14 protein-coding genes and 2 pseudogenes are annotated in these 20741 nt (G+C 73.1%); 6 read left to right on the top strand and 10 right to left on the bottom strand.

What is annotated here, in order from left to right; translation table 11 throughout:
- Positions 1–3: 3 nt before the first annotated feature.
- The 3 genes from BMY61_RS02075 to BMY61_RS02065 all read right to left on the bottom strand — a co-directional run bounded on the left by BMY61_RS02075 (position 4) and on the right by BMY61_RS02065 (position 5051).
- Positions 4–753, bottom strand: coding sequence for a hypothetical protein (locus tag BMY61_RS02075; protein ID WP_143094121.1), 750 nt, complete (start codon positions 751–753; stop codon positions 4–6).
- A gap of 110 nt (positions 754–863) precedes the next feature.
- The gene (locus BMY61_RS02070) at positions 864–4499 is read right to left on the bottom strand and encodes an ATP-dependent helicase (RefSeq protein WP_042442349.1); all 3636 of its coding nucleotides are present in this window, start codon (positions 4497–4499) and stop codon (positions 864–866) included.
- Between the two features lie 207 nt (positions 4500–4706).
- Complete coding sequence (locus BMY61_RS02065) at positions 4707–5051, bottom strand: MGMT family protein (protein WP_236655834.1); 345 nt, start codon at positions 5049–5051, stop codon at positions 4707–4709.
- Positions 5052–5342: 291 nt separating this feature from the next.
- Here BMY61_RS02065 and BMY61_RS02060 point away from each other — a divergent pair, with 291 nt between their 5' ends.
- Positions 5343–8288: a lysylphosphatidylglycerol synthase transmembrane domain-containing protein gene (locus tag BMY61_RS02060; RefSeq protein ID WP_052438295.1), complete on the top strand. Its 2946-nt coding sequence runs from the start codon at positions 5343–5345 to the stop codon at positions 8286–8288.
- A gap of 1035 nt (positions 8289–9323) precedes the next feature.
- Here BMY61_RS02060 and moeZ read toward each other — a convergent pair.
- From moeZ to BMY61_RS02035, 6 genes and pseudogenes are all read right to left on the bottom strand, one after another.
- Entirely contained in the window at positions 9324–10502 is a 1179-nt protein-coding gene (gene moeZ / locus BMY61_RS02055) for an adenylyltransferase/sulfurtransferase MoeZ (RefSeq protein WP_042442345.1), read from the bottom strand.
- Between the two features lie 151 nt (positions 10503–10653).
- A pseudogene (locus tag BMY61_RS48715) lies at positions 10654–10764 on the bottom strand (reductase); the annotation flags it as partial.
- Positions 10744–11565: pseudogene (locus BMY61_RS02050) on the bottom strand (SDR family oxidoreductase); the annotation flags it as partial. The pseudogenes BMY61_RS48715 and BMY61_RS02050, both read right to left, overlap by 21 nt.
- A gap of 89 nt (positions 11566–11654) precedes the next feature.
- The gene (locus BMY61_RS02045; protein WP_042442344.1) at positions 11655–12680 is read right to left on the bottom strand and encodes a hypothetical protein; all 1026 of its coding nucleotides are present in this window, start codon (positions 12678–12680) and stop codon (positions 11655–11657) included.
- A gap of 161 nt (positions 12681–12841) precedes the next feature.
- Positions 12842–14335 (bottom strand): DUF3492 domain-containing protein, encoded by a 1494-nt coding sequence (locus BMY61_RS02040; protein WP_042442342.1) that lies wholly within the window; start codon positions 14333–14335, stop codon positions 12842–12844.
- A 387-nt stretch (positions 14336–14722) separates the two neighbouring features.
- The gene (locus tag BMY61_RS02035; protein WP_042442340.1) at positions 14723–15667 is read right to left on the bottom strand and encodes an alpha/beta fold hydrolase; all 945 of its coding nucleotides are present in this window, start codon (positions 15665–15667) and stop codon (positions 14723–14725) included.
- Between the two features lie 99 nt (positions 15668–15766).
- On the opposite strand from BMY61_RS02035, the gene BMY61_RS02030 reads away from it, so the two are divergent.
- The 4 genes from BMY61_RS02030 (at position 15767) to BMY61_RS44680 (ending at position 17608) form a co-directional block, all read left to right on the top strand.
- Positions 15767–15982, top strand: a complete 216-nt coding sequence (locus BMY61_RS02030) for a hypothetical protein (RefSeq protein ID WP_042442338.1) — start codon at positions 15767–15769, stop codon at positions 15980–15982.
- Positions 15983–16127: 145 nt separating this feature from the next.
- Positions 16128–16769, top strand: a complete 642-nt coding sequence (locus BMY61_RS02025; protein WP_042442337.1) for a TetR/AcrR family transcriptional regulator — start codon at positions 16128–16130, stop codon at positions 16767–16769.
- 125 nt (positions 16770–16894) lie between these two features.
- Positions 16895–17119, top strand: coding sequence for a DUF3107 domain-containing protein (locus BMY61_RS02020; protein WP_042442335.1), 225 nt, complete (start codon positions 16895–16897; stop codon positions 17117–17119).
- A gap of 216 nt (positions 17120–17335) precedes the next feature.
- Positions 17336–17608 carry a hypothetical protein gene (locus BMY61_RS44680; RefSeq protein WP_042442333.1) on the top strand — a complete coding sequence of 91 codons (273 nt, stop codon included), beginning with the start codon at positions 17336–17338 and terminating at the stop codon, positions 17606–17608.
- A 32-nt stretch (positions 17609–17640) separates the two neighbouring features.
- Here the strand turns inward: BMY61_RS44680 and BMY61_RS02010 are convergent, their stop codons facing one another.
- Entirely contained in the window at positions 17641–18384 is a 744-nt protein-coding gene (locus tag BMY61_RS02010) for a ferritin-like fold-containing protein (RefSeq protein WP_042442331.1), read from the bottom strand.
- A gap of 563 nt (positions 18385–18947) precedes the next feature.
- Here BMY61_RS02010 and BMY61_RS02000 point away from each other — a divergent pair.
- A partial coding sequence (locus BMY61_RS02000) for a DEAD/DEAH box helicase (RefSeq protein WP_075003714.1) occupies positions 18948–20741 on the top strand: 1794 nt, incomplete at its 3' end.

The following is a 20741-nucleotide window of genomic DNA, read 5'->3' as shown; positions in this document are numbered from 1 at the left end:
CTGTCAGGCCCCGAGCTTCGCCCCCGGGATGGTCTGCGACGCAGGCGGCGCGGTGATCGTGGCCGGCTTGCCGAAGTCGAGGAAGTCGATCTGGCTGGCGACCTTGGCGCTGCCCTTGGCCGGCTTGAGCAGGCGGACCAGCTCCGGTCGGCCGGACTCGGTGACGTAGTCCAGCACGCCGTCGGCCTCCTTGAGGGTCACCGCGGAGACGCCGTCGACGGTCGTCGTCGCGCCGCGGGCCAGGCCGGTGGCGGTGCCGAAGCCCTTGGTGAGCGCCTGCGCGTCGCAGAGCTTGCCGAAGGCGCCGAACTTCGCGCTGGTGGCGCTGGTGGCGACGTACTTGGCCGCCAACGCCCGGGCCGTGCTCGAGGGGGCGCCGACGGACTCCCAGAAGGACACGTTCGGCCTGATCCACAGCTTCTGGCCGAGCAGGACCAGCCGGATCGTCCCCTTTCCGGCCTGGCTGATGGATCCCACGCAGCCCTTGCCCGTCACCACGGAGAGGTCGACGCCGATGATCTTGCCGGCCTGGTCGATCCGGCCCTTCATCCGGTAGGCCGACGCCTGTCCCAGGTCCGCCACGGCCTGGTTGGCAAGTGCGTCCGCGCTGAGGGCCGTCGGGCTCGGAGAGGTGCTGGGCGTCCCGGCGGAGCTCGGCGAGGACGAGCCGCCGAAGGGCGAGCAGGCGGTGGCGGAGAGCGCGAACGCCGCGGCGAGCACGAGAGCGCCCGATATGCGCTGACATCTGTTCATCTGCGGGAATTCCCTTGGATCGAGCTGTGGGCGAGCAATGAGAAAGCGCACATGTTGGCACACGCAACGCTCGCCGTGCTCACTGCTCCACGCCCACCGCCCCGCGCTCGCTACTCCACCACCTGACGTCCCTCCGGACGCGCCGAGCAGCTGCCGTGGAAGGAGCAGTGACCGCACTGGTCGCCCGTGGTCGGTAGGAAGCGCTCCCGCAGCACCCGGTCCGCCGCCTCCGCGAGCAGGCCCTCGATCCACTCCCCGCCCGACGGGTGCTCCTCCAGACCGGCCTGGTGCTGCACCTTGGGCACCTCGTCCGCCGTCCGCGAGGCCGGCTGCCGCAGCTGCACCAGCTCCGCGCCGCCCGGCTCCGGGTGCACCCCGTCGAAGGCCTCGTCCACTGCGCCCTCGCGGACGGCGAGCTGGTAGACGCCGAGCTGCGGATGCTCCTCGACCTGGGCCCTGGTGGGAGTGTTCCGGCCAGTCTTGAAGTCCACGACGTAGGCCGCGCCGGTGGCGTTCTCGCGCTCGACGCGGTCCATGGTGCCGCGGATCCGCACCGCGTAGGGGCCGGCCTTGAGCTCGACGTCGAAGGGCTGCTCGACGGCGACGGGCACGCGCCCGCGCTCGGCGGAGTGCCAGGTCAGGAAGCGTTCCAGAGCAGCCCGCGCCTCTCCCTTCTCCTGCTCCGACTTCCACGGCGCGTCGAAGGCCACCGCGTCCCACACCCGGTCCAGCCGGGCCATCAGCACGTCCAGATCGGCCGGGGTGCGCCCGGAACCGACCTCCTCGGCCAGCACGTGGACCACGTTGCCGAAACCCTGCGCCCCGCTCGACACCTCCTGGGCGCGCACCTCCCGCCCCAGGAACCACTGCAGCGAGCAGGCGTTCACGGACTCCAGCGCGCTGCCCGACAGCTCGACCGGACCGGCCGGGTCACGCACCGGCACCTCGTTCTCCGTCAGATCGGCCATCCCCCACCAGCGGTGCGGGTCGGCCGCCGGGACCAGCGGCAGGCCGTCCTCGTCCGTCAGCTCGGCCAGGCGGGCCAACCGCTCGGCCGCCGCCTCGCGCAGCTGCGGCGAGGCGGCGGGGTCGACGCTGGTCGCCCGCAGCTCCGCGACCAGCGCGGCGACGGACAGCGCACGGCGCGGTCGGTGCGTCACGTCCTCCACGCGGACCTCGGGCTCGCGCGTCCCGTCCGGGCGCTCGCGGTAGAGCTCGCGCAGGAAGCGGGACGGCTCGTCGCCGTCCTCGGCCGCGGCCTGCACCGCGGTGACCACGAGGCGCTCCTTCGCCCGGGTGCAGGCGACGTAGAAAAGGCGCCGCTCCTCCGCGAGCAGCGCGCTCTGCGGCATCGGCTCGGCGAGGCCCTCGCGGCCGATCCGGTCGGCCTCCAGCAGGGAGCCACGACGCCGCAGGTCGGGCCAGAGACCCTCCTGCACCCCGGCGACCACGACCAGCCGCCATTCCAACCCCTTGGAGCGGTGCGCCGTCATCAGACGGACGGCGTCCGTCCGGACGGCGCGTCCGGAGAGGGTGTCGGCGGCGATGTCCTGCTGCTCCAGTTCGGCGAGGAAGTTCAGCGCACCTCGGGGACCGCCGGCCCGCAGTTCGGCGCGGGCGGCGGCCTCGAAGAGCGCGCAGAGCGCGTCCAGGTCCCGGTCGGCGTTCCGGCCGGCGGCGCCGCCGCGCAGGGCGGCACGCTCCAGGCGCTCGCGCCACGGGCTGCTCGACTCCCACAGCGCCCACAGCGCATCCTCCGCGGTGGCGCCTCCGAGCAGCAGGTCCCGCACCTTGCGCAGCAGCAGGCCCAGCTCCCGGGCGCGGCGGGCCGCGGGCCCGGCGAGCAGCACGAGCCGCTCGGGCTCGGCGAGGGCCTCCCGGATCAGCTCCCCGGCGGGCCGCACGGCGCGCCGCTCCTCCGCCGGCACCTCCCGCAGCGCGCTTCGCTCCCCCTCCCGCAGGGCCCGCCCGAGCTGCCGCAGGTCCGCGCCGTCCAGCGCGGCCAGCGGGCCGGTCAGCAGCTGCTCCGCCACCTCGACGGTCAACGGGTCCTCCGGATCGAGCACGGCGGACCGGAACCGCAGGTCACCGACGTGCTCGGCGCTCGCCACGTCGCCCACGATGTCGCCCACCGCGCCACTCGCCACGGCGCTCACGGGCCGGGCGGCGTCGTCGGGGCCCTCGACCGTGCCCGGGGCCCCGGCCGCAGGCGCCTCGACATCGTCCACCTGGTCGCCCCACGAGACGGCGGGCGCCGTGTCCGTCTCCGCGCCGGACACGGCCGCCGCGTCGTCCCCCGGGCCGGGCTGGGACGGAATGGCATCGGCCGCGCCCGCGGAGAGGCGGCGGGCGCGGGTGGCGGAGAGGGCGCAGAGGCGGAGAGCCACCAGGAGCGGGGCGACCGCTGGTTCGGCATGGAGCGGCAGGTCGTCGCCGTCGATCTCGACCGGAACGCCCGCCGAGGTGAGGACGCGGCGCAGGCCCGGGAGGGAGCGGGCGCCGGCGCGGACCAGGACGGCCATCTCGGACCAGGGGACCTGCTGCTCAAGGTGCGCACGGCGGAGCAGGTCCGCGATGTTGTCCAGCTCCGCGCCGGGCGTCGGGAAGGTCAGCACCTCGACGGAGCCGCCCTCGCGCGCGGGAACCAGGTCGCGGTGGGCCGCCAGCGCCGCCGCCGGCAGACGGCCGGCCGGGAGGCGTCCGGCGAGGACGCGGCTGGAGGCCAGCAGTCGACGCCCGGCCCGGCGCGAGACGCGGAGCACCCGGATCGGGGCCGGACGGCCGTCCGCCTGCGGGAAGTCGTGAGGGAAGTCGAGGATGCCGTTGACGTCCGCGCCCCGGAAGGCGTAGATCGACTGGTCCGGGTCGCCGACGGCGACGAGCTCGCGGCCGCTGCCGGCCAGCGCGCGCAGCAGGCGGGTCTGGGACGGGTCGGTGTCCTGGTACTCGTCGACGAAGACGACGGTGAAGGTGCGACGCAGCTGCTCGCCGACCTCCGGCCGCTCGGCCAGCAGCACCGCGCGGTGCACCAGCTCGGCGTAGTCGAGCAGGTCCTGGCCGTCGAGGACGTCGAGGTACTCGGCCAGGAAGTGGGCCGCCGCCGCCCAGTCCGGGCGGCCGACCCGCTCGGCGAAGCGGGCCAGCTGCATCTCCCCGAGGCCGAGCTCACGGGCGCGGGCGAGCACCGCGCGGACCTCGTCGGCGAAGCCGCGGGTGGTGAGCGCCGCCCGCAGCTCGGCGGGCCAGCCCGGGCCGGCCGCGAGACCCGCGCGGGCGTCCTCCGCGCCACCGGTCAGCAGCTCGCGCACGAGAACGTCCTGCTCCGGGCCCGAGAGCAGGCGCAGCGGCTCCGCGTAGAGGTCGGGCTCCTGGTGGGCGCGCAGCAGCGCGTAACAGAAGGAGTGGAACGTCGTCGCCTGCGGTGCGGCAGCCGTGCCCGCGCCTGGCCCGCCCAGCCCGCCGAAGGCGCCGACCCTGGCCGTGATCCGGTCCCGTAGCTCCACGGCGGCCTTGCGGCTGAAGGTGAGAACGAGGATCTCCTCCGGCGGCACGCCCTCGGCGATCCGCGCGGCGACCGCCTCCACCAGCGTCGTGGTCTTGCCCGTGCCGGGCCCGGCCAGGACCAGCAGCGGACCGCCGCGGTGGTCCACCACCGCCTGCTGATGGCTGTCCAGCGCAGGCGGAACCGCAGGCGCGACCGGCTCACGCACCAGGCGGTAGGCGCCGGCGGGCAGGGAGGTGGTCATCGGCGGATCCAAGAACGAAGCAGGCGGCACACGGGGACGGGGTGCGTCTCACGCACTCCGTCCGATAGCGAGCCTACGATCCTGCCCCGACAGCCCCGCCTCTGTCTCCCGAATCAGCGGATCCGTGGGATTCGCCACGCCTCACCGTCCGCCTCATTCACTTCACCGTCCGCCTCACGATCGCCTCGCGATCACCGCAGGATCGCCTCACGATCCGTGCGGGCGGCCGTCCCAGCGGGCGCGGCGCAGGTCGACCCGGGGCATGTGCTGCCCGGTCACGTCACGCAGCGGCGTTCCCTCGACCCGGTACTGCTCCAGTGCGCGCAGCTCGTGGCCCGGCAGCAGCCGCCCGTCCGCGCGGATCACCCGCCACCAGGGCACGGCGCCGCCGTACAGGGCCATCACCCGCCCGACCTGACGCGGGCCGCCCTCACCCAGGTACTCGGCGACATCGCCGTAGGTCATCACCCGTCCAGCCGGAATGCCCTCCGCGACGTCGAGAACACGCTCGGCGTACGGCGGGAGCTCCGACTCAGCCGCCCCTTCGTTCACATCCGGCATTCTGTCGCACGCCTACGACAACGCGTGCGGAAGCGCCACTCCCAGGGGGGACCGTGCCGAGCAACCTCCTCGCTCACCCAGCCGGGGGAATGTAGCATCCGCCGAGGGTCGGCACGGGGACACCTCACCGCCGCGCGCACGATCCGACCATGCCACCCTTGAATGACCTGAAGGGGCCCTGATGAGGGGACGACGGCGGGCGGACGGACAGAAGGCACACGGGGAGCGATGACCGGACCGAGGGCCACGAGCGCGGCGGACTCTGCCGACGCGCCCCGGAGCATGCCCGTTTCCGGGCCGAGCGCGGCCCCGGAGCCCGCCGAGCAGCCGCCGAGCGCGGCGCCCGGGACCGAGGCCGGGACCGAGGCCGAGGCGGGGACGCCCACGGCGAACTCCCGTCGGCCGGTCGACCTGGTGAAGCGTTCCTCCTCCGCCGTGGACGGCGGCACCTCAACCGCCGTGGACGGCACCTCCCCCGCTCCGATCGGCGCCACCTCCGTACCGGCCACCGCCGCGACCCGCTCCGAACCGGCCGAGGAGCAGGCCACGAAGCAGGCCCAGGAGCAGGCTGAGGGAACGGCCCAGGAAGCCACCACGGACGCAGGCGACGGCCCGACCGGGCCGCTCGCGGCACCGCAGGAGGAGTCGGTCACCCACGACGCCGCGACGGACGCCAACGGCGACACCCGGACCACCACCGCCGACCTCGGACACCAGGGCGAGGGGTTCGACGGACCGGGCCCGGACCAGCAGAGCGTCGCGGTCAACGAGCCGCTGCTGCCCGCCCGCGCCCACCGTCCCTCGGACCTGCTGCGCTTCCTGCTCGGCCTGCTCGGCATCGCCGCCGTCCTGGTGCTCGCCGGCATCGCGCAGTCGACGACGAACGGGCTGACCACCGACATCAACTCCGGCGCCAACCGGCTGCCGAGCTTCCTGGTCACGCTGACCAGCTTCTTCTCCACCGCCGCGGTCCTGATCGTGCCGGTCGCCTTCGCGGTCGAACGCCTGATCAAACGCGACGGACTGCGGGTGGCCGACGGCGTGCTTGCCGCGGTGCTGGCCCACGGCATCTCGCTCGGCGTGGACCTGTGGGTGCTCAAGGCCGCCCCGGCGCCCGTCTACGGTGCGCTGGTGGTCACCCACAACGGCACGGCGTCGGACCCCGTGCACGGCTATCTCACGCCGGTCATCGCCTACATGACCGCCGTCGGGATGGCGAGCCGCCCACGCTGGCGCATCGCCCTGTGGGTGGTCGTGCTGCTGGACAGCCTCTCCGAGCTGGTCGGCGGCAACACGACACCGCTCTCGATCGCGATCACGATCCTGCTGGGCCTCACCGTCGCCTACGGCACCCTCTACGCCGTCGGCAGCCCCAACGTGCGCCCGACCGGTGAGCACCTGCTCGCCGGGCTGCGGAAGGTCGGCTTCGACCCGATCACCGCGCACCGCTCGCCGGACGGCCCCGAGGGCACCCGCCGCTACCTCGTCGTGCAGCAGGTCGGTCCGCCGCTGGACGTCCACGTGATCGACCGGGAGCACCAGGCCTCCGGCTTCTTCTACCGGCTCTGGCGACGGCTGCGGCTGCGCGCCGTGGCCACCCGTTCCAGCCCGCAGTCCCTGCGCCAGGCGCTGGAGCAGGAGGCGCTGATCGCCTACGCCGCGAACGCCGCCGGTGCCCGCTCCCCGCTCCTGATCGCCACCTCCGAGCTCGGCCCCGACGCGGTGATCCTCGTCTACGAGCGGATCGAGGGACGCGGCTTCGCGGACCTGGCGGACGAGGAGCTGGCCGACGAGAAGTGGGGCGACAAGGTCCTCATCGACGCCTGGACCTCCGTCCGTGTCCTGCACGACCGTCGCATCGCACACCGGCAGCTCACCTCCAGCGCCCTGCTGGTCACCGAGGACGGTGACACCTGCCTGGTCAACCTCGCGGGCGGCGACATCGCCGCGGGCGACCTGGCGCTGCGCATGGACGTCGCCCAGCTGCTCACCACCCTCGCGCTGCGGGTCGGCCCGGAACGCGCGGTGGCCTCCGCGACGAAGGTGCTGGGCACCTCGCGCACCGCGGCCTCGCTGCCGATGCTGCAGCCGGTGGGTCTGAGCCGGTCGACGCGCCAGGACCTGAAGGCCTACCACCGGGCGGCCAAGGCGGAGGTGCAGGCGGAGCGCGACGCGAAGATCGCCACCGGGGTGAAGGTCGAGGAGGCCCTGGAGGCCCACCCCGACCCGACGGACCTGCTCTCGCTGATCCGCGAACAGATCCTGGAGCTGGTGCCGCAGGCCCCGGTCGAGCCCGCCAAGCTGGAGCGGCTCAAGCCGAAGACCCTGATCAGCCTCGTCGCGGGCGCGTTCGCGGCGTACCTGCTCGTAGGCCAGCTCACCAACAACCCGCTGACCAAGCTCGCCCACGCGCAGTGGGGCTGGATCATGATCGCCGTGGGTGCCTCCGTGGCCAGTTACGTGGGCGCGGCGATGAGCCTGGCGGGCTTCGTGCCCGAGCAGCTGCCCTTCTGGCGGACCTTCGCCGCACAGGTGGCCGGCTCCTTCGTGAAGCTGGTCGCCCCGGCCGCGGTCGGTGGCGTCGCCCTGAACGCCCGGTTCCTGCAGCGCTGCGGGGTCCGGCCCGGCCAGGCCGTCGCCAGCGTGGGTGCCTCGCAACTGGTCGGCCTGGCGATGCACATCCTGCTGCTGCTCGGCTTCGGCTTCATCGCCGGGACGGCCAACAGCTCGGACGTGCCGTCGGCGCGCACGGTGATCACCGTGCTGCTGGTCGCGGCGGTCGTGGTGCTGATCGTGACGGCGATCCCGCCGCTGCGGCGCTGGGTCTTCCAGCAGCTGCGGACGCTCTTCATCGGCGTCATCCCGCGGATGCTGGACCTGCTGCGCACTCCGTCCAAGCTGGCCACGGGTTTCGGCGGGATCATCCTGGTGTCGCTGGCCTTCATCGCCTGCCTCTACACCTGTGTGCTGGCCTTCGGCGGCTCGGCCGGGTTCGCGGCGATCGCCGTGGTCTATCTGGCGGGCAACGCGGCCGGCTCGGCGGTGCCGGTGCCGGGCGGCATCGGCACGATCGACGCGGCGCTGATCCTGCTGCTGAGTTCGGCGGCGGGCGTACCGGGCGCGATCGCGGGCCCGGCGGTGCTGATGTTCCGCCTGCTGACCTTCTGGCTGCCGGTGCTGCCGGGCTGGGGCTGCTTCAGCTTCCTCCAGCGGCGCGGCGCGCTGTAGCCGGGCGACGGCCGGACACCAACGAGGACGGCTGCCCCTGACGCAACAGGGTGCAGCCGCCAACGTGCGGGCGCGTTTCACCCCTGCGCAGTGGTGCCCCTGCAAGATCCGGACCAGCTACGGACCGAGTGGGTCAGGTGCGTGCCTCCGTCGGGCTTCGTAGCAGGTCAAGAGTGGTGACATGTAGGTTGCCGAGCCGACTGCAAAGCCGCTCCAGCCCCTGGATCGCAACACGATCAGCTGATCGAGCTGCGGTCTTTCCAGGCTGGAGCGGACGGGACCACCCCACTCAGGCCCGACCTGCCGGTGGCCGGCTGGCGGCGGCGGCGACACTGTCTCGATCGTCCTCGACGAGCGAGGCCAGGCGGACTGAGTACGCGTACTCATGCGCATGCCGCGTCAGTCCCGGCAGGGTGTGGCCGTGGCCAACCCGCCCACCGAATCTCGCCCCGGCGTCACTGGCCGCTAGGAGACACCCGTGCATCGACCGTCACGTCATGCCGTCACTGGGACCATCATGGTGGCCACGTGCGTCGTGGTCGTGGCAGCTTTCATGATCTGGCTCATCACTGGCCTGGCGGGAGGACTGCGCGGACTCCCCTGGTAGGGACGCCCGTTTGATCGGTTGCTGGATCACGGGGTAGAGGACTTTGAGGGCCGCGCCACAATCGCGCCAGACCGGATGGGATCGCACGGGGAACACGGGGGAGCCACGGTCAAAGGGCAGCGATTTGCGCAGGCCACCGAAGCCCAGGTCGGCCTAGGTTACCTACACGGAGCCTCCTGAAGCCGTGCTCTCCTGACACGGCATGACACCCCATCCTGGCCCGGCTCGAACCCGGCTGGCCCCCTCCACAACGGGCCGAGGCTGTGGGGCCGCAGTCCTCGACCGACGCAGGGCAACGCCAGGCTACCGGGCCGTCTTGGGGCCGTGCGACGGAAATCAAAGGCACACACCAATGACAATCGCCGACCACTCCCCCGCAGGTCAGGGACGTGGTCGGCGATTCGCTCGCTGGCCGGGAGGCCGGCCGTTTAGTAGACGGGCTTCTCCGGCTCGATCTGGTTGACCCAGCCGATGACGCCGCCGCCGACGTGGACCGCGTCGGCGAAGCCGGCGGAGTGCAGGACCGCCAGAACCTCGGCGGAGCGGACACCGGTCTTGCAGTGCAGGACGATCTTCTTGTCCTGCGGCATCTTCTCGAGCGCGTTGCCGAGCAGGAACTCGTTCTTCGGGATCAGCGTGGCACCCGGGATGCTGACGATCTCGTACTCGCCCGGCTCACGGACGTCGATGAGGAAGATGTCCTCGTCGTTGTCCTGCCACTCCTTGAGCTGCTTCGGCGTGATCGTGTTACCCGCGGCGGCCGCCTGGGCCTCCTCGGAGACGACGCCGCAGAAGGCCTCGTAGTCGATCAGGTCGGTGACCGTCGGGTTCTCGCCGCAGAGCGCGCAGTTCGGGTCCTTGCGGACCTTGACCTGGCGGTACTGCATCTCCAGGGCGTCGTAGATCATCAGACGGCCGACCAGCGGCTCGCCGACGCCGGCCAGCAGCTTGATCGCCTCGGTGACCTGGATCGAGCCGATGGACGCGCACAGCACACCCAGCACGCCGCCCTCGGCGCAGGAGGGGACCATGCCCGGCGGCGGGGCCTCCGGGTAGAGGCAGCGGTAGCAGGGGCCGTGCTCGGCCCAGAAGACCGAGGCCTGGCCGTCGAAGCGGTAGATCGAACCCCACACGTACGGCTTGCCGAGCAGCACGGCCGCGTCGTTGACCAGGTAGCGGGTGGCGAAGTTGTCCGTGCCGTCGACGATCAGGTCGTACTGGGCGAAGATCTCCTTGACGTTGTCGACGTCGAGGCGCGTCTCGTGCAGGATCACGTTGACGTAGGGGTTGATCTCCTTGACCGAGTCGCGCGCGGACTCGGCCTTGGAGCGACCGATGTCGGACTGGCCGTGGATGATCTGACGCTGCAGGTTCGACTCGTCGACGGTGTCGAACTCGACGATGCCGAGGGTGCCGACACCGGCCGCGGCCAGGTACATCAGTGCGGGCGAGCCCAAGCCACCGGCGCCCACACAGAGCACCTTTGCGTTCTTCAACCGCTTCTGCCCGTCCATCCCGACATCCGGGATGATCAGGTGGCGGGAGTACCTGCGGACCTCGTCCACGGTGAGCTCGGCAGCGGGCTCGACCAGGGGTGGCAGCGACACGGGGGACTCCGGTGGTGGTCAGGCGATGTGTTTCCCTGGCCAACAGTGCCACGCGCGAGGCTATTCCGAAGCCCCTGGTCCAATGTGCGAGACATCCGATGAGACGACGGTGAGACAGGCCGCCCTGCCCGCAGCCGGCCCCGGGCAGGACTCAGACGCGGCAGGCCGTCTCCATCCAGATGTCGGCCAGCGACTCCTCCAGGGGCACCCGGGGCCGCCAGCCGAGGCGCTCGCGGGCGGTACGGATGTCCGCCTGCCGCCACAGCACCTCCATGGGCCGGTCGGCCGCGTCCGCACCGGAGATCGGGCTGCGGGACTCCTCCATCAGCCGACCCTCGAAACCGGAGGCCCGGACCAGCAACCCCGCGGCGTCGCGCATCCGGACCCCGGCACCACCACCGATGTTGATCACGCCCGTGGCCGCGGAGACGGCGGCCGACTGGACGGCCCGCGCCACGTCCCGCACGTCGACGAAGTCTCGGAATGCGGACAGATCAGCGGTACGGACGTGAGACTCCCCCCGTTCCAGCGCCCGCCGCAGGCCCTCCGAGAGGCGCCCGAAGAGCGAGCCCGCCGGTACGCCGGGGCCGACCACGTCGAAGATACGCAGCACGACGGCGTCCAGCCCGGACGAGAGCGCGAGCTCCGTGCCCGCCAGCTTGGTCACCCCGTAGGGCCCGAGCGGACGCGGCTCCGCCGTCTCGGCGGTGGCCGTGCCGATCGGCACCGGCCCGTACTCGGCGGCCGAGCCGACGTGGACCAGCCGGGCCGGGTCGTGGCTGCGCCGGATCGCCTCGCAGACGGTGGCGACGGCCTGGGTGTTGGCCCGAACCAGGTCACGCGGGCTGCCGTAGGTGGCACCGGCGCAGTTGACCACCACCCGGGGCATCACCGCGTCGAGGAAGCGCGCCAGCGCCCCGGGGCTGCCGGCGGCGAGGTCGAAGCGGATGTCCGCCGAATCACGCCGGCCGAGCACGGTGACCTGGAGCTCCGGGTCGGCGAAGAGTCGATCGGCGACGCGACGGCCGATGAAACCGTCGGCGCCCAGCAGCAGCACCCTCATCAGGTGGTCCTTCCCTACGTAAGTGCGGTTCGTTGCTCGGTGGGTGGTGGCGCCGGGACGCCCGAGGGTGATGGCGGCGCCGCTCCGGGTCACGGCCCCGGCGACGCCTCCTCCGCCTCCGCCGGGGGGCGGTGGGTGGCGGGGTTCAGCGAGGAGGCCCAGGCGTACGGCAGGCCCACGCCGGCCGTCAGGGCGCAGGCCCAGATCACGAGGCCGGAGTGGGTCGCCCCCCAACCACCGGCGCCGGAGGCCGCCGCGGTCCGTGCCAGGGCGACGCAGGCGCACGAGGCGGCGAGGACGGCGAGGGCGGACGGGACACGCTCCCCGTGCCGCAGCAACAGCGCGACCAGCACAGCCGCGCCGGCACTGAGCTGGACGACCCAGACCACCCCGGAGCTCGCCCAGAGCAGCGCCACCCCGCCTTGGCCGCCGGGGCCACCACGACCGCCGGGCTGCAGGGCGAGCGCCACAGCCGTGAGGCCCGCGAGGACGGTCAGGTACCCCAGCGCCACCGAGGGCAGCACGGGCCGCATCCGGGAGCGGAACTCACGGTACGAGCGGGCGCGGATGTGCCCCCAGCCGAGATGGCGGAACCAGCGGGCCGACCACTCGGCCACACCGACGCCGGCTGCCAGCGCCAGCTGAGCCGGCCCGACGTCCTGGGCGAGGCCCAGCAGGGCGCCGACGCCCAGCGCCAACGACGCCCGCTCCGACAGCCGCAGCCCCCGCCCGAGCGTGCCGGCGGCAGCCGCCGCGAAGGCCGCCACCTGGGCCGCCGGCGGAACCGGCAGCCCCAGCGTGCGCAGGCTCCAGAGCAGCAGGCCGACCGCGACGAACACCGCTCCCGCCGCCAGGGCGGGCCGGGCCCGCCGCCGCCAGGCCCCCGCGTCGGGCGGCGGCGCGGCCGCCCGACGTGGCACCCGGGCGTGGAGCTCCTCGGCCAGCGAGAAGACGTCGGCGTGCCGGAAGCGGCCGGCCGTCTCCGGGCCGATGCCCGAACGCTCCAACACGGCGGCGATGTCCAGTGGGTCGACCGCGTCGGCGTACAGCTCCTGGTGGCGCTCCAGCAGGGCCTGCACCGGATCGGCGGCGGCGTGCGGACGGGAGGGCGGCACGGAACGGCTCGGACGGGACGGGCCCGCGTGCCGACCGGGGCCGGGAACGGACCGGGCGGCAGCGTGCTGCCCCGATCCGCCGGACCAACCCGCGCCACCGGACCAACCGGACCCACCGCCGTGGCGGGGGGCGGGACCGCCGCGCGAGGCATGACGAGGCGTCATCGAGCCGGCACCCCCTTCGGGAAGGCGCCGACCCAGTACTCCGCCGGGCGGGCAAAGGGCTGATCCGTGCGTTCCGGCGCGGGCGCGGGAAGCTCGGCCGCCAGCTCCAGGTAGAGCGTGCGGAAGGCGTCGACGGCGGGCTCGACGGCGTACAGCTCCTGGGCGCGAAGCCGACCCGCGTGCCCAAGGCGCTCGCGGCGCTCCTCGTCGCGCAGCAGGGCCGCACAGGCCGCGGCGAGCGGTGCGGGCTCGCCGACGGGGACGAGCAGCCCCGTCCGCCCCAGCACCTCCCGGGCCGCGCCCGCGTCGGCAGCGACCACGGGGCGGCCGCTGAGCTGGGCCTGGGCCAGCAGCTGCGGCCTGACCCCGGCGGTGCCGGAGAAGACCAGCACCGAGGCGTGCTCGTAGACCGAGCGCAGTCGGAGTGGGTGCCCGTCGAAGGAGACGGCGCCAGGGGAGGCCGTGTCCGCGGAGGCGGCGTACGCGTCGGCCGGCTCGCCGAAGAGGCGCCGGGCGAGGGCACGACAGTGCTCCTCGTACGCGGCCGCCCCGGCCGGGGCCTCGCCGTGGACCCGGAGCACCGCGGCCGGCAGCTCCTCGCGCACCAGGGCGAAGGCCCTGAGCATCGCCTCCAGGCCCCCGGCCGGCTCTATCGGCCCGATCCAGGCCAGCGTCGGCCGGTCCGGCTCCGCGCCGACCGGCGGCTCCTCGGCCAGCGGGGTGGCCTCGTAGACCACCCGGATCCGCTCGCGCGGCGCCCCGCAGTACTCCTGCCAGCGCTGGTCGAAGGCGCTGCCGGGGGTGATCACGCCTGCCTGGGCGTAGCTCTCCTGGGCCAGCAGCCGGTGGAAGGCCAGCAGCAGGGACCGCACCGGCCAGCGGTAGCGGGAGGCGCGGTAGCCGCGGTAGCGCTCGCGCAGGTGCAGGTTGTGCTCGGTGAGCAGCAGCGGCAGGCCCAGGCGCCGCTTGGCGACCAGGCCCGCGAGCACGGCGGACGGCCCGTCGACGACATGGCAGACGTCCGTCCCGGCGAGCGACCCGCGCGAGCCGAACCAGGGCAGGGAGAGCGGTCGCAGTGCGCGTTCCAGCAGGTCGGTCGCGACGAGCGCGTCCTGCACCAGGGGCACACCGGCATCCCCCGGCCCCGCGGCGACGGCGGCCGCCGCGGAGCCGAACCAGGCGGACTCCAGCGCGCGGACGGCGGCGCCGGACCGGAGCAGGGCGGGCAGGCCTCCGCCGCGCGCCTCGTCCGTGAGGGCGTTCAGCGCCGACCCGAAACCGGCCGCGGCGCGCGGGTCGACCAGTGCCCGCACCAGATCGCCGTAGGCCGCGAGGGCACGGCGTCTACGGGCCGCGACGGGCGGCGCGGATCGCGGCCGCTCGGCGGCGCCGGGCGAGACTCGCACGAACTCGTGCTCGGGCAGGGAGGCGACCAGTCGGTCGCTCCACGCGACGGAGGCAACACTCTCGGTGACCAGTGCGATGCGCATGGGACCTCCGTCCGGAAGATGACGACGAATGAGGCGGAGGACGACACGGGCACGCACGGCCGCGCAGCGGCCTCACGGCCGCGGACTCCCCCACCACGCACACGCCGACCGCGGTCACCCCTTGCGCGGGGACGCGTGTTCGGCCGACGGCACGAAACTACGTCCCACCACCGACACCCAGTCGGCCATCCGGCCCCCTACCACCCGAAGGAGTGAAGCCCCTTCTGTTGCACTCGCTCCGGTTGCACCACCTCAGGGGCACGAAGGACCGCGCGGGGAACCCACCCCGGGTGGACGGCCCCGCGCGTCGAGAGCCATCCGCTCCTCAGGAGCCGGTCGCACCCGCGCAGGGGCACCTCCCGGCCGAAGGCTGAGGGAGGCCGCACCTCAGCAGGGCTCCGCGCCCTTGGCGGCCACCTCCGCGAGGAAGTCCTCGACCCGCGCGGCGACCAGTTCCGGGAACTCCATCATCGCCACGTGCCCCGCCTCCGGCAGGACCAACAGGCGGGAGTCGGCGAAGGCCTGGGACGCCCGGCGCGCCATGCGGTAGCCCACGAGACGGTCCTTCAGGCCGTACACGAGGAGCGTCGGGGCCGTGACGCGCTCCGCCTGGCGCCACAGCGAGTGGGCACCGCGCTCCGTGTAGGCGCGGATGATGCCACGGGCGCTGCGGGACAGGACGTCGAGGGAGTACGGCAACTCCGCGCGGCGACGGTACTCCGCCACCATGACCGCCCGCCGCTCCGGCGGGATGCGCCCGGGATCGCCGTAGCAGAGCTCGAGAAGCGACTGGGTCTGGGACTCGAACGTGGTACCGCGGGAGGCGCGACGGATCACGCCGGCCGCACCGGGGAGGGCGAGCAGGCCGGTGGGCCAGGCCATGGTCTGCGGGGGCAGTTCGGGCAGGGCCGGTGAGATCAGGGTGAGGCTGCGGACCAGGTCGGGGCGGAGCGCCGCGATGCGGGTGGTGACGGCGCCGCCGAGCGAGTTCCCGAAGAGGTGGACCGGGCCGCGGCCGCCGCGGTCGAGGTGGTCGACGACGGCGCGCACGTGCGCGTCGAGGGAGAGGTCCGCGTCGTCCGGCGGCGGGGACTGCCCGAAACCGGGGAGGTCGACGGCCTGGCCGTCGACCGTGTCGGCGAGCTCGGCCATCAGCAGTTCCCAGTTGCGGGTGGACCCGCCGAGGCCGTGGACGAAGAGCGCGGCCGGCAGGCCGGCGCGGCGCGGTGGCTGCGCCTCCGCGAACAGCCTGCTGCCCGGCACCCGCACCTCGCGCAGGCCGCCTGGGCCGGTGGTGGTCTCGACCTCGAATGTCTCGCGCAGTCCACTCATGGGGACGATGCTAAGAGTGCGGTGCCGTGACGGCAGCGCCAGGCTCGCACCCCTTCCTCACTCCGCTTCCTCACCCCGCACCACTCCAGGGAGGCCACCATGTCCCAGGTCAACGACGCCGCACTCGACTCCCTGGACGTCGCGGAAGCCGACGAACGCCCCGAGGTCGAGCCGGACGTCGACGAGGGCGCAGGCCCGGCAGGCGGCGAGGAGTTGAAGAGCCTCACCCAGGAGGAGCTCTCCCTGGAATCGCCGGAGGCGGACACCGTGGAGCAGAAGGTCGAGGTCCGAATCGACGAAGACGAGTACCGGTGACGGGGGTGCTTGTGGAATCCTCACAAGCCGAGGTCAGAACTTTCGGGTCCGGACCTGCGCCATCGGCCATTACCCGAAAGTAGGATGGGCCGCAGGTGTCGCCCGGACGGCGCCCTGTGGGTCCAGTCGCTGAGTGAGGAGCACCGTGACGGCAATCCAGGACACGGCGGAGCGCCCCCGGGGCACTCGCCTGCCGCGCAGTGCCCGCCGGAACCAGCTGCTGGGCGCCGCCCAGGAGGTCTTCGTCGCGCAGGGCTACCACGCGGCCGCGATGGACGACATCGCCGAGCGTGCCGGCGTCAGCAAGCCGGTGCTCTACCAGCACTTCCCGGGCAAGCTCGAGCTGTATCTCGCGCTGCTGGACAAGCACTGCGAGGCCCTGGTCGACGCGATCAGCGCCGCGCTGGAGTCGACCAACGACAACAAGAGCCGCGTGCTGGCGACCACCGAGGCCTACTTCGAGTACGTCTCCTCGGAGTCCGGCGCCTTCCGCCTGGTCTTCGAGTCGGACCTGACCAACGAGGAGGCCGTCCGCGAGCGCGTCGAGCGCGTCACGCGGGACACGGCCACCCTGGTCAGCCGAGTGATCGCCGAGGACACCGACCTCCCCGAGGAGGAGTCCATGCTGCTGGCGGTCGGCGTCTGCGGGCTGTGCCAGATCACCGCCCGTTTCTGGCTCTCCCAGGGCGCGACCATCCCGCAGGACGAGGCGGTCCGCATGGTCTCCAGCCTTTCCTGGCGTGGCCTGAAGGGGTTCCCGCTGCACGGCGGGGACGCCGCGCACTGATCACGGTGCCCGGACCGGGCCCGCTTCGCGGCACTTGAGCCGTATGGTGGGGCCGTACGGCATGTGGTCGCATCGGCCCCGTGTGAACGACGAATGCCTGTGATGGGCCCGGAGGGACGAAAGCCGTGGAGGTCAAGATCGGCGTGCAGAACGCGGCTCGGGAGATCGTTCTCGAGAGCGCGCAGACTGCCGACGAGGTCGAGAGCGCTGTCGCCGCTGCGGTGGACGGCGGCAAGCTGCTGAAGCTGACGGACGAGCACGGCCGCAAGATCCTGGTCCCGGCCGACCGCCTGGCCTATGTGGAGATCGGCGAGCCGACGCGTGCCAAGGTCGGCTTCGGCACGCTCTGAGGTGCGCTGAGGTGTGCTCCGAGCTGCGCTCCGAGGCACGCTGCTGAGCCTCACCAGCTCAACAGCCGAAACGTGGAACGCCCCGTTTTCCCCCGCTCGTGGGGGAATGCGGGGCGTTCCGCGTGTTCCGGTATGTCCCGTGCCGCTTGTGGGTAGGGCTCTCTCGACCGCAATCCACAGCAAACGGACAGACCGACCGCCGGGGAGGCCGTGACCATGACCGTCGAGCTGATCGCTTTCGCCATCGTCGGCCTGGCCGTCGGGCTGGGCGCGTCGCTGCTGCTGAGCGACCTGTTCCCGGCCCCGCGCCTGGTGACCGTGCTGACCGGCCTCTGTTCGGCGTTGCTGCTCGGCGGGATCGCCCACGCCGCCTTCGGCGGCGGCCACCCGGTCGAGACGGTCGTCTGCGCCCTGCTCGGCTCCGCGGCGATGGTGTCGCTGCTGGCCCGCCCGGACCAGCGGTCAGGCCACCGTCCCCGGCACGCCTGACCGCCGCTCCGCGACTGCTGCGCAGACGCTGATCAGGAGGCCAGGCCCAGCGCCGCCATGCGGCGGGTGTGCGCCTCGGTGATCCGGTTGAACATCTTGCCGACCTCGACCAGGTCGAACCCGCGCACCTCGGTGCCACCGATCAGCAGGTTGGACAGGGCGTCGCGCTCCGCGACGACCCGCTGGGCCTGACTGAGCGCCTCACCCATGAGCCGGCGTCCCCACAGCGCCAGCCGCCCACCGATGCGCGGGTCGGCGGCGATGGCCTCACGGACCTTGCCGACGGCGAACTCGGCGTGGCCGGTGTCCGCCATGACGCCGAGGACCAGCTCGCGGGTGTCGTCGTCGAGCCGGACCGCCACCTCGCGGTAGAAGTCGGCCGCGATGGAGTCGCCGACGTACGCCTTGACCAGGCCTTCCTCCCAGTCCGCCGGGGCGGTCATGCGGTGGAAGGACTCCAGGGCCTCGGCGAAGGGCTGCATGGCCTCGGCGGGGTTCTCGCCGATCCCGGCGAGGCGGTCGCTCAGCACGCGGTAGTGACCGAACTCGGCCGCGGCCATGCCTGCGAGCGCCGCCTTGTCGTCGAGGGTCGGGGCCAGCTTCGCGTCCTCGGCCAGTCGCTCGAAGGCGCTGAGCTCGCCGTAGGCCAGGGCTCCGAGCAGGTCGACCACGGCCGCGCGGTACTGCGGATCCGCCGAGCACTGCGCCCAGTCCCCGATCGACGGGTACGCGTCGGTGTCCGTCTCGTCCTGCTTCGGTGCTTCAGGGGTCTCCATACGCCGCACCTTAGTGGCCTTCGGAGGACGCCAGGCGCCGATAAGTGGTCGGGAACGGGCCCGATGTCGTCCGCGTCACATGTTCGATCTTCGACTTGACGGTATGCTGGTAGCGAGGCCCGATGTGTTTCACGACCTGGATGGACGTGAATGAGCACCGCGCCTCACGCACGCGGATGCCCGGTCGGTTGCACGATCGGCTCCGACCGACCCCGCAGTGGCCGAGCGAGGGCCGCCGCAGACCGCGCCATCGCGGTCCCGCGCCGGGCCTCTCCATGCAGTGCCGCTCACCGCACCCCGTCGAGTCCGCTCCCCGCGGACGCGTCCCGGACGAACACGTCCGCGGACGTTTCCACGACGCGCCGGCGCGTGAGCCGCCGCGAGGCAACCGGTAGCGGTCCGTGCGCCCGTCCCACGGCGGGTGCCCGGCCGTCCCCGCGATCGGCCGCACCACATCCGGAAGAGGCACCGCCCTGACTACGTTCCGTGAACTCGGGATCCTTCCCGAGACCGCAGAGGCCCTCGAGGCCGTCGGCATCATCACTCCGTTCCCGATCCAGGAGATGACCCTCCCGGTCGCCATGACCGGCCACGACGTCATCGGCCAGGCCAAGACAGGCACTGGCAAGACCCTGGGCTTCGGGCTCCCCATCATCGACTCCGTCCGCGTCGCCGCCGACGTGGACGCCGGCCGCCTCACCGCCGCCGAGCTGCCGACCGCGCCGCAGGCGCTGGTCGTCGTCCCGACGCGCGAGCTGTGCACCCAGGTCACCAACGACCTGCTGGTCGCCGGCAAGGTCCGCAACGTCCGGGTCCTCTCGATCTACGGCGGTCGCGGCTACGAGACCCAGATCGAGGCGCTGGAGCGCGGCGTCGACGTCATCGTCGGCACCCCCGGCCGCCTGCTGGACCTGGCCCGCCAGAAGAAGCTCGACCTCTCCGCCGTGCGCACGCTCGTGCTCGACGAGGCGGACGAGATGCTCGACCTGGGCTTCCTGCCCGACGTCGAGCGGATCATCGACCTGCTGCCCGCGCAGCGCCAGACCATGCTGTTCTCGGCGACCATGCCGGGCGCGGTCATCAGCCTGGCCCGCCGCTACATGAACCGCCCGACGCACATCCGCGCCACCGCGCCGGATGACCAGGGCGCCACGGTCGCGAACATCTCGCAGCACATCTACCGCGCGCACTCGCTCGACAAGGTCGAGATGGTCTCGCGGATCCTGCAGGCCGAGGGCCGCAACCTGGCGATGATCTTCTGCCGGACCAAGCGGACCACCGCCGATGTCGCCGAGCAGCTGACCAAGCGCGGCTTCGCGGCCGGCGCCGTCCACGGCGACCTGGGCCAGGGCGCGCGCGAGCAGGCGCTGCGCGCGTTCCGCAACGGCAAGGTCGACATCCTCGTCTGCACCGACGTCGCCGCGCGCGGCATCGATGTCGAGGGCGTCACCCACGTCATCAACTACCAGTGCCCCGAGGACGAGAAGACCTACCTGCACCGCATCGGCCGGACCGGCCGCGCGGGCGCGTCGGGCACCGCCGTCACCCTGGTCGACTGGGACGACATCCCGCGCTGGCAGCTGATCAACAAGGCGCTGGACCTGAAGTTCAACGACCCGGAGGAGACGTACTCGTCCTCCGCGCACCTTTACGAGCAGCTGCACATCCCGGCCGGGACCAAGGGTGTCCTGCCGCGTACCGAGCGCACCCGCGCCGGTCTGGACGCGGAGGAGATCGAGGACCTGGGCGAGCCCGGCGGCGGCCGTCGCCGTGGCACGAAGCCCGCCAGTCGCGGTGATGACCGCGGCGGGCGCGGCGAGGAGCGCGGCGGCCGGGACCGCGACGGCGCGCACGACAGCGAGCGTCCCGCGGCGCGTCGCGAGCGCGGCAAGCGTCGTCGCACGCGCAGTGGGCAGGACGCGGAGGGCGTCACGGTCGAGTCGACCACGGCGACTCCGTCTGAGGACACCACGGCCGCGGTCACCACCGACTCGTCGGAGGCCCCGGGCCGCCGTCGCCGTCGCCGTTCGCGCAACGGCGGCGGGGAGCAGGCGCAGGCGCTGGGCGCGAGCGAGGCCGCCGCGGTCGTCGAGACCCCGGTGGTCGAGGCTGCCGCGCCGGTGGCCGAGGCTCCGGTCGCTCCGGTGGTCGAGGCACCGGTTGCCGAGGAGGCCTTGGCCCCGCGCCGTCGCACCCGCGCGACCAAGAAGGCCGTCGCCGAGGCCCCCGCCCCGGTCGAGGCCGAGGTCGTCGAGGTTGCCGCGGTCATCGAGGCTCCGGTCGCCGAGGAGGCGCCGGCCCCGCGCAAGCGCACCCGCGCCACCAAGAAGGCCGTCACCGAGACCCCGGCCCCGGCC

Source organism: Streptacidiphilus jiangxiensis (assembly GCF_900109465.1).
Classification (GTDB): domain Bacteria; phylum Actinomycetota; class Actinomycetes; order Streptomycetales; family Streptomycetaceae; genus Streptacidiphilus; species Streptacidiphilus jiangxiensis.
Note: the sequence above shows the minus strand (reverse complement) of the source record. Positions and strands in the feature narration are given on the sequence as shown.